The following is a 15,310-nucleotide window of genomic DNA, read 5'->3' on the forward strand; positions in this document are numbered from 1 at the left end:
CCCGCCGCCGAGCCGCCGGCCCTGTCGACCGGCGCCGAGGCGGGAGTGCCGTCGTCCGCGCCGTGGGACGGCCGGGGGGTCACGGCTCGAGCGGCCGCGTGCCGTCGACCACGACGTCCGCGCGCGCCCGCGTGCCCTCACCGGCGAAGTGCGCCGCCTCCTGGACCATCCACCGCTCCCACTCCGCGCGCAGCGCCTCGCCGTCCCGCTCCACCCCTCGGCGCAGGCGCAGCCCCGCCGGGGCCTCCACCCACACCAGGAGGACGGTACGGCCGTCCGTCGCGCGGGGCGCGCTGCCGCAGCCCTCGACCACGAGGACGTCGGGCACCGGGACGTCGACGTGCTCGGCGAACCGGCCGGTCAGCCAGTCGAACCGCCGGTAACGACCTGGCCGGCCCGCCTCGAGCGGCTCCAGCACCTGCGTCACGAGCCGCTCCGCGACGCCGTCCAGGCCAGCCCAGCCCTCGTAGAGGTCGTCCATGTGCACGACGGCGACGTGGACGCCGCCCGGTCGGGCCGGGTCCTGCGACGGCGGAGGCGTCACGGCCCCGGCGGCGAGCACCTCCGCGCCGTCGGACGACGGTGTGCGTCCCTGGAGGGCCTCCGCAAGACGGGCGGCGAGCGTCGTCTTGCCGGAGCCCGCCGGCCCGTCGACGCAGACGAGACGGACCGTGCCCAGCCGCGGCGGCGTCGCCAGGACGCGCGCGGCGAGGGCACCGACCGAGGTCACGCCGTCGTCCACCCCCGCAGCGTCGCGGCCCGCTCGCGCGCGAGCCCGAGCTGCTCGGCCACGCGCACGGGCGCGGTGCCGCCCGTCGCGGAGCGCGACGCGAGGGAGCCCTCGACGCTGAGCACGTCGCGGACCTCGGGCGTCAGGTGCTCGCTGAGACCCGCGAGGTCGTCGTCGGTCAGGTCCCACAGCTCGATGCCGCGGTCCTCGCAGGCGCGGACGCACGCCCCGGCGACCTCGTGGGCCACCCGGAAGGGCACCCCCTGCCGCACGAGCCACTCGGCGACGTCGGTCGCGAGCGAGAAGCCCTGCGGCGCCAGCGACGCCATGCGGGCCGTGTCGAACTCGAGCGTGGCCACCATGCCCGCGACCGCCGGCAGGAGCACGGTGAGCGTGTCGACCTGGTCGAAGACCGGCTCCTTGTCCTCCTGCAGGTCCCGGTTGTACGCCAGGGGCAGGCCCTTGAGCGTCGTGAGCAGGCCGGTGAGGTCGCCGACCAGCCGCCCGGCCTTGCCGCGGGCGAGCTCGGCCACGTCCGGGTTCTTCTTCTGCGGCATGATGCTCGACCCGGTCGAGTAGGCGTCGGCGAGCCGCACGAACCCGAACTCCTTGGTGGCCCAGAGGATGACCTCCTCGGACAGCCGCGAGAGGTCGACGGCGGTCATCGCCGCCACGAACGCGAACTCCGCGACGACGTCTCGGCTCGCCGTCCCGTCGATCGAGTTCTCCACGGGGCCGTCGAAGCCCAGGTCCGCGGCGACCGCCGCGGGGTCCAGACCCAGCGAGGACCCCGCGAGCGCTCCCGAGCCGTAAGGGGACAGCGCCGCGCGCCGGTCCCAGTCCCGCCAGCGCTCGACGTCCCGCATCAGCGGCCACGCGTGCGCCAGGAGGTGGTGCGCCAGGAGGACGGGCTGCGCGTGCTGCAGGTGCGTCCGGCCCGGCATCGGCGCCCCGGGGTGGGCCGCCGCCTGGTCCAGCAGCGCGTCCACGACGTCGAGGACGAGGCCGCCGACCACCCGCGCATGCTCGCGCAGGTACATCCGCACGAGCGTCGCGATCTGGTCGTTGCGCGAACGGCCGGCCCGCAGCTTGCCGCCCAGCGTGCTGCCGGCGCGCTCGATGAGCCCGCGCTCCAGCGCCGTGTGGACGTCCTCGTCGCCCGGGTCCGGCGTGAAGGCGCCGGAGACGACGTCGGCGTCCAGGCGCGCGAGAGCGTCCAGCATGCCCGCGAGCTCCTCGGCGGTCAGCAGGCCGGCGCCGTGCAGGACGCGCGCATGGGCCTGCGACCCGCGGATGTCGTGCCGGGCGAGCCGCCAGTCGAAGTGGGTCGAGCGGGACAGCTCGGCCAGCGCGTCGGCCGGGCCGCCCGCGAACCGGCCCCCCCACAGGGCGGCGGAGCCCGACGACGACGCCGTGACGGGCGCCGTCGTCGGGGTGCCGGCCTCGCCGGTCGGCTCAGGCATCGGCCGTCGCCTCCGCGGCGGGCAGGGCACCGGACCCGAGGTCGACGCCGTTGCCGAAGCGGACGTCGCGCGCGGCGGACAGCTTGGCGGTCAGGCCGTAGATCTCGATGAAGCCCTTGGCGTGGGACTGGTCGAACGTGTCCCCCGTGTCGTACGTCGCGAGGTTGAAGTCGTAGAGGCTCGCCTCGCTGCGGCGGCCCGTCACGGTCGCGCGCCCACCGTGGAGCACCATCCGCACCTCACCGCTGACGTAGCGCTGCGTATCCGCGACGAACGTGTCCAGCGAGCGCTTGAGCGGGGAGAACCACATGCCGTCGTAGACCAGCTCGGTCCAGCGCTGCTCCACGCCGCGCTTGAAGCGGGCCTGCTCGCGCTCGACCGTGACGTTCTCGAGCTCCTGGTGGGCGGCGATGAGCGCCATCGCACCCGGCGCCTCGTAGACCTCCCGCGACTTGATGCCGACCAGGCGGTCCTCGACGATGTCGATCCGGCCGACGCCCTGGGCGCCCGCGCGGCGGTTCATCTCCTGGATCGCCTGGAGCGGGGTGACCGGCACACCGTCGATCGCGACCGGGACGCCCTGCTCGAAGGTGATCGTCACCTCGTCGGCGACCGGCGGGAACGTGGGGTCGTCGGTGTACGTGTAGACGTCCTTCGTCGGGCCGTTCCAGATGTCCTCGAGGAAGCCGGTCTCGATGGCGCGGCCCCAGACGTTCTGGTCGATCGAGAACGGGTTGTGCTTGGTCGTCTCGATCGGCAGCGCCTTGCGGTTGGCGTACTCGATCGCCTTGTCGCGGGTCAGCGCGAGGTCCCGCACCGGGGCGAGGCAGCGCAGGTCCGGCGCGAGCGACGTGATGCCGACCTCGAAGCGCACCTGGTCGTTGCCCTTGCCGGTGCAGCCGTGCGCGACGGTCGTGGCGCCGAACTGCCGCGCCGCACGCACGAGGTGCTTGACGATCACGGGCCGGGACAGCGCCGACACCAGCGGGTAGCGGTCCATGTACAGCGCGTTCGCCTGGAGCGCGGGCATGCAGTACTCGGTCGCGAACTCGTCGCGGGCGTCGGCCACGTAGGCCTCGACGGCGCCGCAGTCCAGCGCCCGGCGGCGGATGACCTCGAGGTCCTCCCCGCCCTGGCCGACGTCGACGGCGACGGCGATGACCTCGGCGCCGGTGGCGTCGGCGATCCAGCCGATGCCGACGGAGGTGTCCAGACCGCCGGAGTAGGCGAGCACGACGCGTTCAGTCATGGGGGTTCATCCTCAGCTGTGGTGGGTGGGTGCGGGGGTCGTCAGGTCGGTGGGCGGTGCAGCGGCCGGGTCAGGCGCCGTCGCTCGCGAGCTCGAGGAAGCGTCGCGCCACGGCGTCGCCCCCGTCGACCTCGCGGGAGATGACGAGGACCGTGTCGTCCCCGGCGATCGTCCCCATCACCGCCGGGAGGACGGAGTGGTCGATCGCGGAGGCGAGGAACTGGGCGGCTCCGGGCGGGGTGCGGAGCACGACGAGGTTGCCCGAGGCCTCCGCCGTGACGAGGAGCTCGGCGCACAGCCGGGCCAGGCGCGCGGCGAGCTGCTCCACGTCCTGGCCCGCGTGGGGCGTGCGGTCGCCGCCCTCGCCGGGCAGCGCGTAGGCGAGGGTGCCGTCGACCGTGCGGATGCGCACGGCGCGCAGCTCGACGAGGTCGCGGGAGAGCGTCGCCTGCGTGACGTGGACGCCCTCCCGGGCCAGGGCCGCGGCCAGCTCGCCCTGCGAGCGGACGGCGGTGCGCGCCAGGAGGCGGGCCACCAGGGCGTGCCGCGCCGCCTTCGTCGTCGGGACGCTCGTCGCCTCCGTCGCGCTCACGAGTGCTCCAGCAGCCACGTCAGCACCGCCTTCTGCACGTGCAGGCGGTTCTCCGCCTCGTCGAAGACGACGGAGCGCGGGCCGTCGATCACCTCCGCGGCGATCTCCTTGCCCCGGTAGGCCGGCATGCAGTGCAGCGCCACGGCCCCCGGCTCTGCCCGCGCCAGGAGCGCCGTGTCGAGACGGAACGGTCCGAAGAGCGCCTCCGCCTCGGCCGCCGTCGTCGCGTCGCCCATCGACACCCAGGTGTCGGTGGCCACGGCCTGCGCCCCGACGACCGCGGCGACCGCGTCGTGCACGATTGTCACCGAGCCGCCGGTCCCCGCGGCGATCTCCGCGGCCCGGTCCACCACCTGCGGGTCCGGGCGTCGGCCCGCCGGCGTCCCCACCCGCACGTGCATCCCGGCGGTGGCGCCGGCGAGCAGGTAGGAGTGCGCCATGTTGTTGGCGCCGTCGCCCACGTAGGCGAAGGTGCGGCCGGCCAGCGCGTCGAGCCCACCGGCGTGCTCGGCGACGGTCAGCACGTCCGCGAGCCCCTGGCACGGGTGGAACTGGTCGGTGAGGGCGTTCACGACCGGCACGCCGGCGTGGCGCGCCATCACCTCGAGCCGCGCCTGGTCGAACGTGCGCCAGACCACCGCGGCGACCTGGCGGCCGAGCACGCCCGCCGTGTCCTCGACGGACTCGCGGACGCCGATCTGCGCCAGGTTGCCGTCGACGACCAGGGGGAAGCCGCCGAGCTCCGCGACGCCGACGGTGAACGAGAGCTGGGTGCGCAGGGTCGGCTTGTCGAAGAGGACCGCGACCGCGCGCGGGCCCGCCAGCGGCTGGGCCGCGAACCGGTCGGCCTTGAGCCGCAGCGCGAGCTCGAGGACCTCACGCTGCTCGGCGGGGGCGAGGTCGTCGTCGCGCAGGAAGTGGCGGGTCATGCGTCCTCCGTCCGGTCGGCCGGCGCGGGCAGCGAGCGCAGGAAGTCCACGAAGGGGCTCACCTGCTCCCACGTCAGCACCAGGGGCGGGGCCAGCCGCAGCGCCGTCGGCGTCACGGGGTTGACGACGAAGCCGGCGTCGAGCGCCTGGACCGCCACGTCGGCGGCGACCTCCCCGCCGAGCTCCACGGCCACGAGCAGGCCCGCCGCGCGGACGTCCACGACCGCCGGAACCGTGCGGAGCTCGGCGACGAGCCGGGCGCTCACGGCGCGGACCTGGTCGAGCAGCCCGTCACGCTCGATGACGCCGAGCGTGGCGAGCGCCGCGGCGGCCGCGACCGGGTTGCCCCCGAAGGTGCTGCCGTGGTGGCCCGGCCCGAGGAGCGTCGCGGCGGCCTCCCCGTAGGCGACGACCGCCCCGACCGGGAACCCCCCGCCGAGGCCCTTGGCGAGCGTCATGACGTCCGGCAGGACGCCCCCGCCGAGCGCGGGGTCCTGGTGGGCGAACCAGTGACCGGTCCGCCCGACGCCCGTCTGGACCTCGTCGACGACGAGCAGCGCACCGTGATCGGTCGTCAGCCGACGGGCGTGCGCCAGGTAGCCGGGCGGGAGCGGGCGTACGCCCGCCTCGCCCTGCACGACCTCGACGACGAGCGCCGCGACGTCGTCGGCCATCGCCGCCTCGAGCGCGGCCGTGTCCCCGAACGGCAGGAACTCCACCCCGCCGGGCAGCGGCTCGAAGGGCGCGCGGTACGCGGGCTTGTGGGTCAGGGCCAGCGCGCCCATCGACCGGCCGTGGAAGCCCCCCTCGAGCGCGAGGATGCGGGGCCGTCCGGTGCGCCGGGCCATCTTGAAGGCCGCCTCGTTGGCCTCGGTGCCGGAGTTGGCGAGGAAGACCCGGGACCCCGGGACCTCCGCCGCACCGCTGAGCCGCAGCAGCGCCTCCGCGAGCGCGACCTGGGTGGGGGTCGCGAAGAAGTTGGAGACGTGCCCGAGCGTCCCGAGCTGGGCGCAGATGGCCGCGGTGAGCGTCGGGTGGGCGTGCCCCAGGGCGTTGACGGCGATGCCGCCGAGGAGGTCGAGGTACCGGGCGCCGTCGGCGTCCCAGACGTACGGCCCCTCGCCGCGGACGAGGACCCTCCGCGGTGCGCCGAAGGTGTTCATGAGCGCGTGGCCGTAGCGCTCCGCCCACACGCCGGCCGTGCCGGGCTCCGTGAGCGCGGACGGCAGCCCGGACAGCGCCGCGGTGACCTCGGCGGGCAGCGCCGTCGGGTGGTCGGTCATGCCTGGCCCCCCTCGGGCGCCTGGTCGTCGGGCAGCACCATGGTGCCGACGCCCTCCTGGGTGAACACCTCGACGAGGACGGAGTGGGCCTGCCGGCCGTCCACGACGTGCGCGGCCGGGACTCCCCCCGTCACGGCCCGCAGGCACGCCTCCATCTTCGGGACCATGCCCGACTCGAGCCGCGGCAGGAGCTCGGCCAGCCGGCTCGCCCCGATCCGCCGCGCCAGGGACGACCGGTCCGGCCAGTCCGTGTAGAGGCCCTCGACGTCGGTGAGGACGATGAGCTTGCGCGCCCCGAGGGCGATCGCGAGCGCGGCGGCGGCCGTGTCGGCGTTGACGTTGAGCACCTGCGTCGGGTCGTCGACGTCGGGCGCCACCGTGCTGATCACGGGGATGCGGCCGGCGTCGAGCAGGTCCCGCACCGCGGTGGGGTCCACGCCGACGACGTCGCCGACCTGCCCCACGTCCACGGGCTCGCCGTCCACGACCGCGGTGCGCCGCTGGGCTCGGAGGAGGCCCGCGTCCTCCCCCGACATCCCGACCGCGAACGGCCCGTGGGCGTTGATGAGGCCCACCAGCTCGCGGGAGACCTGCCCCGTGAGGACCATCCGGACCACGTCCATGCTCTCGGGGGTGGTGACGCGCAGCCCTCCGCGGAACTCGCTGGCGATCCCGAGCCGGTCGAGCATCGAGGAGATCTGCGGCCCGCCGCCGTGCACGACGACCGGGTGCAGCCCGCACAGCCGCAGGAAGACCATGTCCTCGGCGAACGCCCGCTTGAGGTCCTCGTCGACCATGGCGTTGCCGCCGTACTTCACGACGAAGAGCGCGCCGCGGAACCGCTCGAGCCACGGCAGGGCCTCGATGAGGACCTCGGCCTTCTGGTCGGCGCGCAGGTGCGCGCCGGTGTCGAAGGAGTCGTCGGCGGGCGAGGGCGGGTGGTGGCTCATGTGGAGTACGCGCTGTTCTCGTGGACGTAGTCGTGCGTGAGGTCGTTGGTCCAGACGGTGGCCGTGGCGGACCCGGCGTGCAGGTCGATCTCGACGCGCACCTCGCGCTGGGCGGCGAGGTCGACGAGCGTGCGGTCCTCCCCCACACCGCCGGCCCGGCACACCTGGACGCCGTTGATCGTGACGTCCACCTGGTCCGCCTCGAACGGCGCGACCTCGACCGGGACGGTGCCCGCGGCGGACAGGATCCGGCCCCAGTTCGGGTCGTTGCCGAAGACGGCCGCCTTGAACAGGTTCGAGCGCGTCACCGCGCGGGCGACGGCCACCGCGGCGTCCTCGTCGGACGCGTTGACGACCGTGACGGCGACGTCGTGGCTGGCGCCCTCGGCGTCCGCCACGAGCGCGCGGGCCAGGACGGCGCACGCCGCCGTGACCGCGTCCGTGAGCTCCTCGCGGCCCACCGCGCGGCCCGACGCCCCGGACGCCAGGAGCACCACCGTGTCGTTGGTCGACATGCAGCCGTCGGAGTCCACGCGGTCGAACGTCGTGCGGACGGCCTGCCGCAGCGCGGCCCGGAGGTCCTCGGCGCTCGCGTCGGCGTCCGTGGTCAGGACCGACAGCATGGTCGCGAGCCCCGGGGCGAGCATCCCGGCGCCCTTGGCCATGCCGCCGACCGTCCAGCCGTCCCGCTCGACGACGACGGTCTTGGGGACGCTGTCGGTCGTCATGATGGCGCGGGCGGCATCCGCACCCCCGTCGGCCGCGAGTGCGGCGGTGGCCGCGTCGACGCCGGCGGTGAGCCGGTCCATCGGCAGCCGCTCGCCGATCAGGCCGGTCGAGCAGACGAGCACGTCGCCCGCCGAGCAGGCCAGCAGGTCCGCCACGTGCTCCGCGGTCCGGTGCGTGTCGAGGAAGCCGTCGGACCCCGTGCAGGCGTTCGCGCCGCCGGAGTTGAGCACCACCGCGTGCGCGACGCCGTCGGCGACGGCCTGGCGCGACCAGAGGACGGGGGCCGCCTGGACGCGGTTCGTCGTGAAGACCGCCGCGGCGGCCTGGGCGGGGCCCTCGTTCACCACCAGCGCGACGTCGAGGGCGCCGGAGGACTTCAGGCCCGCAGCGACACCGGCCGCGCGGAACCCCTGGGGGGCGGTGACGCTCACGGGGCGACTCCTTCGACGGGCAGGCCGGTCGTCTCCGGCAGGCCGAGGGCGAGGTTCATGGACTGCACGGCGGCGCCCGCCGTGCCCTTGACGAGGTTGTCGAGCGCCGTCACGGTCACGACCCTGCCGGCTCGCTCGTCGACGGCGACCTGCACCAGGGCCGTGTTCGCGCCGACGGTCGCGGCCGTCGTGGGCCACTGGCCCTCGGGCAGCACCTGGACGAACGGCTCACCGGCGTACGTGTCCTCCCAGGCGCTGCGCACGGCTGCCGCGTCCGCCCCGGGGGCCAGGCGCGCCGTCGTCGTCGCGAGGATGCCGCGGGCCATGGGCACGAGGGTCGGGGTGAAGGACACCGACACCTCGGCCGCCCCGACCGCCCGCAGGTTCTGCTCGATCTCGGGGATGTGCCGGTGCGTCCCGCCGACCGCGTAGGGGACGGCGGCCCCGAGCCCCTCGGAGGCGAGCAGGTGCGTCTTCGCCGCCTTGCCGGCCCCGGAGTAGCCGACCGCGAGCACCGCGACGAGGTCCGTGGCCTCGACGACGCCCGCGGCGATCCCCGGCTGGATCCCCAGGGTCACGGCCGTGACGTTGCAGCCCGGCACGGCGACGCGGCGGACGTGGGCGAGGAGGTCCCGCTGGCGCCGCTCACCGTGGTCGAGGACCAGCTCGGGCATGCCGTAGGGCCAGGTCCCGGCGTGCGGCGTGCCGTAGAACGCCGTCCACGCGTCGGCGTCGGTGAGCCGGTGGTCCGCGCCGCAGTCCAGGACGAGCGTGTCGTCGCCCAGCTCGGCGGCCACGGCCGCGGAGGCGCCGTGCGGCAGGGCGAGGACGACGACGTCGTGCCCCGCGAGGGTCGCCGTCGTGGTCGGTTCGATGACTCGATCGGCGAGCGAACGCAGGTGGGGCTGGTGCGCCCCGAGGCGCTCGCCGGCGGAGGAGTGGGCGGTGACCGCGCCGATCTCGACGTCGGGGTGGGTCGTGAGGAGACGCAGCACCTCTCCCCCGGCGTACCCACTCGCGCCGGACACGGCCACCCTCACTGTCATGGTGCATGACTATACACGTCTATGCATCGATCGGCGGCGGGGACTCCCCGCGCGCGTCCGCCGGCGACACGGGGCGGCCTGCCGGAGCCTGTCGTGTCTACCCTGCACTCATGCGTGCCGTCCTCGCCACCACCCCCGGAGGGCCCGAGGTCCTCAGCGTCGAGCAGTGTCCGGACCCGACCGCGGTGCCGGGCCGGGTCGTCGTCGCCGTCGAGGCCGCCGGCGTGAACTTCGTCGACACGTACCGGCGGGCCGGGCGCTACCCCATGCCCTTCCCGCACGTGGTGGGGTCCGAGGGCGCCGGCCGGGTGCTCGCCGTCGGGGACGACGTGACCTCCGTCCGGGTCGGCGACCGCGTGGGGTGGGTGTCCGGCAGCGACGGCACCTACGCCGAGCAGACGGCCGTCGACGCCGACGCCCTCGTCCCCCTGCCCGAGGACCTGCCCGCGGACGTCGCGGCGGCGGCGCTCCTGCAGGGCATGACGGCCCAGTACCTCGTCGCCTCGACCTTCCCGGTCACCGAGGGCCAGCACGTGCTCGTCCACGCCGGGGCCGGCGGCACGGGCCTCCTCCTCACCCAGCTCGCGACGGCGCGCGGGGCGAGCGTCGTGACGACGGTGTCCACGGAGGCCAAGGCGGAGCTGTCCCGGGACGCCGGCGCGGCGCACGTCATCCGGTACGACGCCCTCGGGGACCTCACCGCCGAGCTCCCGCCTCTCGTCCGGGAGCTCACGGCGGGGGGCGTGCACACGGTCTTCGACGGGGTGGGACGCAGCACGTTCGACGCGTCCCTGGCCAGCCTGCGGCTTCGCGGCGGGCTGGCGCTGTTCGGCGCCTCGTCCGGACCCGTGCCGCCGGTCGACCCGCAGCGGCTCAACGCCGCGGGGTCGGTGTTCCTCACGCGGCCCTTCCTGGCCCACTACATCGCGACGCGCGAGGAGCTGCTCGGGCGCGCGAGCGACGTGCTGGGGCGCGTGGCCGACGGCTCGCTGCAGGTCCGCGTGGGCGAGCGCTTCCCCCTCGCCGACGCCGCCGCGGCGCACCGCGCGCTCGAAGGACGCCGGACGACGGGCAAGGTGCTGCTCGTCCCGTGACCCGTGCGAGCATCGGCGTGGTGATCAGGGACCTCCGGGACGACGACCTGCCCGTGCTGGCCGCGCTCAACGACGCGGCGGTGCCCGCGGTCAACGCCCTGGGCCTCGACGGCCTCGCGGCCCACGTCCCCCGGTGCGCCGTCGCCCTCGTCGCCGACGACGTGACGGGCCCGGCGGGCTTCCTGCTCGCCCTCGCACCGGGCGCCGCGTACGCCAGCGAGAACTACCGGTGGTTCAGCGCCCACCGTCCCGGCTCGCTCTACGTCGACCGGATCGTCGTCGCGCCGACCGCCCACGGCCGCGGGCTCGGACGGGCGCTCTACGCCGCCACCGCCGGCCGTGCCGACGCGCTCGGGCTGGCCGAGGTCACGTGCGAGGTCAACCTGGAGCCGCCGAACCCCGGGTCGCTCCGGTTCCACCGACGCCTCGGCTTCGAGCAGGTCGGGACGCAGCGGACGACCGGCGGCACGGTCGAGGTCGCCCTGCTCGCGGCACAGGCCGCGGTCCTGTCCGGGCATCCGCCGACGGCCCTGCGGGGCTGACCGGAGCCCGAGCCGGCCCGGGCGCTGGGGTGGCCCAGGGCAACGCGCCGCGAGGGCCGACCGCTCGAGCGGAGCGGTCGGCCCTCGGTCGCGCGACGTCAGGCGCGCAGTGACGCGCCGTGCCGGCGGTGTGCCTCCGCCACGGCCGACTCGCGCACGGCGGCGGCCTCGGCGGACGTGAGCGTGCGGTCCGCCGCGCGCAGCCGGAGCGAGAACGCGACCGACTTGTGCCCGTCGGGCACCGGGGCGCCGCGGTAGACGTCGAAGACGCGCAGCTCCTCGAGGAGGTCGCCCGCCTCGGACGACGACGCGCCGGCCCGGACGGCGGCCAGCAGGTCACCCACGGGGACGTCCTCGGCGACCACCAGGGCGATGTCCTCCTTCGCCGGGGGGAAGGTCGACACGGGCACGGCCTGGACCGGCTCGGTGGGGGCCACCGCCAGCACGGCGTCCAGGTCCAGCTCGAACGCGACGGTGCGGGCCGGCAGCTCCAGGGCTGCGACGACGCGCGGGTGCAGCTCGCCGGCGTGGCCCACGACGGTGCCGTCGGGCAGCCGCACCTCGGCCGTCCGACCGGGGTGCCACGGGGCGACCGCGCCGGCGCTGACGGTCAGGGGTACCCCGACGGAGCGGCCGACGAGCAGTGCGGCCTCGACGGCGTCGGTGTGGTCCGCCCGACGCCCGGACCCCCACCACCCGGCCGGCTCGCGCAGGCCGGTGAGCACGCCCGCGACATGACGCGGCTGCGGCGGCACGGCGCCGTCGAGGGCCGCGAGCTGGTCGGCGGTGGGCAGGACGCCGCCCGGCAGCTGCGGGGCGGGCGAGGCGGCGGGGCCCGGTCGCGTGACCAGGCCCGTCTCGACCAGCGCGAGATCGGTCAGGCCGCGCCCGACGTTGCGCCGCACCGTCTCCAGCAGGGTGACGAGCAGGTGGGTGCGCATCTCCGGCTGCTCGTCCGACAGCGGGTTGAGCAGGCGGACGGCGTGGCGGCGCGCGTCGTCGGACGGAAGCGCGAGGGCGTCGTGCTGGTGCGCACCGACGAACGGGTAGCTGAGCACCTCGACGAACCCGGCGGCGGCCAGGGCGTCGGCCACCCCACGGCGGGCGAGCTGCGCCCGGGTCAGCCCGCGGCCGGCGGGGGCCTGCGGCACGACCGACGGGATGGCGTCGTACCCCCGCAGGCGGGCCACCTCCTCCACCAGGTCGACCGGGACGACGAGGTCCGGGCGCCAGCTGGGCACCGTGACGCGGGCCGTCCCGTCGCCCACCTCCACCGAGCAGCCGATGTCGGTGAGGGTCTCGGTCACCTCCTGCGTCGTGTACGGCACACCCACGAGGCGCGCAGGCAGGTCGAGCGGCAGGTCCACGACCGTCGGCGGCGCCGTCCGGTCCAGGTCCGTGACCGACTCGTCCGCCGTACCCCCGCCGTGCTGCAGGAGCAGCTCGACAGCCCGACGCGCCGCGACGCGCGGCAGCCGCGGGTCCACGCCCCGCTCGAAGCGACGTCCCGCCTCGCTGGGGATGCGGTGCCGGCGGGCCGTCCGCGCCACCGACACCGGGTCGAAGTGCGCGGCCTCGATGAGCAGGTCCGTCGTGGCGTCGGTGACCTCGGACTCCGCGCCGCCCATGACGCCGGCGAGGCCCAGGACGCGCCCCGCGCGCCCGACCCGCGCCGGGCTGTCGGTGATGAGCAGGTCCTCGGGGTGGAGGTCGCGCAGCGTCCCGTCGAGCGTGCGGAGCTGCTCGCCGGGGCCGGCACGGCGGACGACGATCGGGGCGGAGACCTGCGCGAGGTCGTAGGCGTGCAACGGCTGACCGAGGTCGAGCATGACGTAGTTCGTCACGTCGACCGCCAGGGAGATGGGTCGCATCCCGGCCTGCGTCAGACGCCGCTGCATCCACGCCGGGGACGGTCCGTGGGCGCGGACCCCGCGGACCACCTGCGCGACGAAGCGGTCGCAGCCCGGGACGCCGTGGACCGGTTCCCGGTCCTCGACCTGGACCTCGAAGCCGTCGCCGGTCGACGGCCGGGCGTCGGCCTCGGCGAGAACGGCCGGGTCCCGGAACGCCGCCCCGGTCGAGTGCCCGTACTCGCGGGCCACCCCGCGCATCGAGAAGCAGTACCCCCGGTCCGGGGTCACGTTGATCTCCAGGACCTCCTCGCCGAGCCCGAGGAGCGCCTTCGCGTCGTCCCCCGGTGCCGCGTCGACGTCGTCCGGGGAGAGCACGATGATCCCGTCGTGGTCCTCGCCGAGGTCGAGCTCCTTCGCGGAGCAGATCATGCCGTCGGAGACGTGCCCGTACGTCCTGCGGGACGCGATCGCGAACGGCCCGGGCAGGACGGCGCCGGGCAGCGCGACGACGACGAGGTCGCCGACCTCGAAGTTGTGCGCGCCGCACACGATCCCGCGCGGACGCAGCGTCCCGTCGTCGGCGACCTCGTTGTGGCTGCCGACGTCGACGCGGCACCAGTTGATCGTCTTGCCGTTCTTCTGCTGCTCGGGCGTGCGCTCGACGACGCGACCCACGACGAGCGGACCGGTGACGGCAGCGCCGTGGACGGCCTCCTCCTCCAGGCCCACCCGCACGAGGTCCGCGGCGAGCTGCTCGGCGGTCGTGCCCGCCGGGAGGTCGACGTGCTCGGCGAGCCACGTCAGCGGGATGCGCGGCATCAGATCGTCCCCTCGAGCTGGAGGGAGAACCGCACGTCGCCCTCGACCATGTCGTGCATGTCGGCGATGCCGTGGCGGAACATGAGCGTGCGCTCGATGCCCATGCCGAAGGCGAAGCCCGAGTACACCTCCGGGTCCACGCCGCACGCCCGCAGGACGTTGGGGTTGACCATGCCGCAGCCACCCCACTCCACCCAGCCGGGGCCGCCCTTCTTCTGCGGGAACCACAGGTCCATCTCGGCGCTGGGCTCCGTGAACGGGAAGAAGGACGGCCGCAGACGCGTGCGGGCCTCCGGGCCGAACACCGCGCGCGCGAAGTGGTCCAACGTCCCCTTGAGGTGCGCCATCGTGAGGCCCTTGTCGACCGCGAGCCCCTCGACCTGGTGGAAGACGGGCGTGTGGGTCGCGTCGAGCTCGTCGGTGCGGAAGGTCTTGCCCGGGCACGCGATGTAGACGGGGAGGTCGCGCTCGAGGAGGGTCCGGGCCTGGACGGGTGAGGTGTGCGTCCGCAGCACCAGCCCGGAGTCCGCCTCCCCGGCCGGCGGGGCCACGAAGAACGTGTCCTGCATCTGCCTGGCCGGGTGGTCGACGCCGAAGTTCAGCGCATCGAAGTTGAACCACTCCGCCTCGACCTCGGGTCCCTCCGCGATCTCCCACCCCATCGTGACGAACACGTCCGCGATGCGCTCCTGGAGCAGCTGCAGCGGGTGCCTGGCGCCGACCGGCCGACGACCGGCGGGCAGGGTGACGTCGACGGCCTCCTCGACCAGGACGCGCTCGTCGCGCTCGGCCTCCAGCTCCTCCTGACGTCGGGCGAGCGCCGCGGCGACCTGGCCGCGGGCCGCGCCCAGCCGGCGCCCCGCCTCCGCCTTGTCGTGCGGCGCGAGTCCACCGATCGCCCGGTTGGCCAGGGAGAGAGGGCTGCGGTCACCGCCGTGGGCGAGACGTGCGGCCTTGAGCTCGTCCAGGTCGCGGGCGGCGCCGAACGCCGCGAGGGCGGCCGAGACGGCGGCGTCGACCCCGGAGGCGTCGAGCGGCGACAGCGTGGGAGCAGGACCCGACGGCACGCCGTCGGGCGGTGGGATGGCAGACATCAGGGGCCTCTCGGGGGCTGACGGGCGGCTACGGCCGGCTGGGGAGTCTAGTGGCGCCCGCGCCGGGGCCTCCGCGTCCCTCGCTGGGTGGACCGTCAGGTCCGGCCGGTGCGCAGGGGCACGGCGTCAGCGGGGCAGGCCCAGGGCGGGCCGGCTAAATCGGCCCGTCTCTCGCCCGCTCGGGCCGCCCAACGCAGCGCCGCGCGAGGCGGTGCCGTCGTGCGGGGCGGGACGGGTCATGGCGGTCATCATGGCACAGGGCCGCGGACCTGCGCCGACGCCCGGAGGCTCATCCGTACGGGCTTGGGGTGCCCGCACCCGAGAGCCTCACTCGGCCGCAGCCTCACGGGCGCGCGCCGAGCCGGAGGCGGGCGACGTCCGTGTGCAGGGCGGCACCGCCCCTGCCCTGGCCCAGGTCGGACCGCACGAGCCGCATGGCGTCCACGGTCCAGGACGGGCCCTCGTAGACCCCGAGCGCACGGACCGGGGCCGCCAGGGGGTCGACG

General features: G+C 75.4%; 13 protein-coding genes. 2 read left to right on the forward strand and 11 right to left on the reverse strand.

Translation table 11 applies throughout. The features are described 5' to 3' along the window. Positions 1-79 precede the first annotated feature (79 nt). The 9 genes from N866_RS02650 to argC all read right to left on the reverse strand — a co-directional run bounded on the left by N866_RS02650 (position 80) and on the right by argC (position 9,402). Positions 80-742, reverse strand: coding sequence for a uridine kinase family protein (locus N866_RS02650; RefSeq protein WP_052022295.1), 663 nt, complete (start codon positions 740-742; stop codon positions 80-82). Continuing rightward, positions 727-2,193, reverse strand: a complete 1,467-nt coding sequence (argH, locus tag N866_RS02655) for an argininosuccinate lyase (RefSeq protein WP_034222235.1) — start codon at positions 2,191-2,193, stop codon at positions 727-729. The genes N866_RS02650 and argH overlap by 16 nt, the downstream gene beginning before the upstream one ends. After that, positions 2,186-3,442: an argininosuccinate synthase gene (locus N866_RS02660; protein WP_034222237.1), complete on the reverse strand. Its 1,257-nt coding sequence runs from the start codon at positions 3,440-3,442 to the stop codon at positions 2,186-2,188. Before N866_RS02660 ends, argH begins: the two co-directional genes overlap by 8 nt. A 70-nt stretch (positions 3,443-3,512) precedes the next feature. Then, positions 3,513-4,034 (reverse strand): arginine repressor, encoded by a 522-nt coding sequence (locus tag N866_RS02665; protein ID WP_034222239.1) that lies wholly within the window; start codon positions 4,032-4,034, stop codon positions 3,513-3,515. Next, positions 4,031-4,963, reverse strand: coding sequence for an ornithine carbamoyltransferase (gene argF / locus N866_RS02670; RefSeq protein ID WP_034222242.1), 933 nt, complete (start codon positions 4,961-4,963; stop codon positions 4,031-4,033). The genes N866_RS02665 and argF overlap by 4 nt, the downstream gene beginning before the upstream one ends. Next, positions 4,960-6,246 (reverse strand): acetylornithine transaminase, encoded by a 1,287-nt coding sequence (locus tag N866_RS02675; RefSeq protein WP_052022296.1) that lies wholly within the window; start codon positions 6,244-6,246, stop codon positions 4,960-4,962. The genes argF and N866_RS02675 overlap by 4 nt, the downstream gene beginning before the upstream one ends. Then, positions 6,243-7,196: an acetylglutamate kinase gene (gene argB / locus N866_RS02680; RefSeq protein WP_034222244.1), complete on the reverse strand. Its 954-nt coding sequence runs from the start codon at positions 7,194-7,196 to the stop codon at positions 6,243-6,245. Before argB ends, N866_RS02675 begins: the two co-directional genes overlap by 4 nt. Beyond that, on the reverse strand, positions 7,193-8,356 hold the full coding sequence (argJ, locus tag N866_RS02685; RefSeq protein WP_034222246.1) for a bifunctional glutamate N-acetyltransferase/amino-acid acetyltransferase ArgJ: 1,164 nt from the start codon (positions 8,354-8,356) through the stop codon (positions 7,193-7,195). Before argJ ends, argB begins: the two co-directional genes overlap by 4 nt. Beyond that, positions 8,353-9,402, reverse strand: coding sequence for an N-acetyl-gamma-glutamyl-phosphate reductase (gene argC / locus N866_RS02690; protein WP_034222248.1), 1,050 nt, complete (start codon positions 9,400-9,402; stop codon positions 8,353-8,355). The genes argJ and argC overlap by 4 nt, the downstream gene beginning before the upstream one ends. Before the next feature lie 110 nt (positions 9,403-9,512). Between argC and N866_RS02695 the strand changes: the two genes are divergently transcribed. Next, positions 9,513-10,496 carry a quinone oxidoreductase family protein gene (locus N866_RS02695; protein WP_034222251.1) on the forward strand — a complete coding sequence of 328 codons (984 nt, stop codon included), beginning with the start codon at positions 9,513-9,515 and terminating at the stop codon, positions 10,494-10,496. Next, complete coding sequence (locus tag N866_RS02700) at positions 10,493-11,038, forward strand: GNAT family N-acetyltransferase (RefSeq protein ID WP_155855168.1); 546 nt, start codon at positions 10,493-10,495, stop codon at positions 11,036-11,038. The genes N866_RS02695 and N866_RS02700 overlap by 4 nt, the downstream gene beginning before the upstream one ends. A 98-nt stretch (positions 11,039-11,136) precedes the next feature. Here the strand turns inward: N866_RS02700 and pheT are convergent, their stop codons facing one another. Next, positions 11,137-13,710: a phenylalanine--tRNA ligase subunit beta gene (pheT, locus tag N866_RS02705; protein ID WP_034222254.1), complete on the reverse strand. Its 2,574-nt coding sequence runs from the start codon at positions 13,708-13,710 to the stop codon at positions 11,137-11,139. Then, a complete protein-coding gene (gene pheS / locus N866_RS02710) occupies positions 13,710-14,804 on the reverse strand; it encodes a phenylalanine--tRNA ligase subunit alpha (protein WP_052022297.1) in 1,095 nt (364 codons plus the stop codon). Before pheS ends, pheT begins: the two co-directional genes overlap by 1 nt. Positions 14,805-15,310: the final 506 nt, after the last annotated feature.

Origin of the sequence: Actinotalea ferrariae CF5-4 (assembly GCF_000603945.1) — a bacterium.
Taxonomy (GTDB): Bacteria; Actinomycetota; Actinomycetes; order Actinomycetales; family Cellulomonadaceae; genus Actinotalea; species Actinotalea ferrariae.

Coding starts and splice junctions, on each gene's coding strand:
- argH (WP_034222235.1), bottom strand. CDS start 2,193: ATGCCTGAGCCGACCGGCGAGGCCGGCACCCCGACGACGGCGCCCGTC.
- N866_RS02660 (WP_034222237.1), bottom strand. CDS start 3,442: ATGACTGAACGCGTCGTGCTCGCCTACTCCGGCGGTCTGGACACCTCC.
- argF (WP_034222242.1), bottom strand. CDS start 4,963: ATGACCCGCCACTTCCTGCGCGACGACGACCTCGCCCCCGCCGAGCAG.
- N866_RS02675 (WP_052022296.1), bottom strand. CDS start 6,246: ATGACCGACCACCCGACGGCGCTGCCCGCCGAGGTCACCGCGGCGCTG.
- argB (WP_034222244.1), bottom strand. CDS start 7,196: ATGAGCCACCACCCGCCCTCGCCCGCCGACGACTCCTTCGACACCGGC.
- argC (WP_034222248.1), bottom strand. CDS start 9,402: ATGACAGTGAGGGTGGCCGTGTCCGGCGCGAGTGGGTACGCCGGGGGA.
- N866_RS02695 (WP_034222251.1), top strand. CDS start 9,513: ATGCGTGCCGTCCTCGCCACCACCCCCGGAGGGCCCGAGGTCCTCAGC.
- pheT (WP_034222254.1), bottom strand. CDS start 13,710: ATGCCGCGCATCCCGCTGACGTGGCTCGCCGAGCACGTCGACCTCCCG.
- pheS (WP_052022297.1), bottom strand. CDS start 14,804: ATGTCTGCCATCCCACCGCCCGACGGCGTGCCGTCGGGTCCTGCTCCC.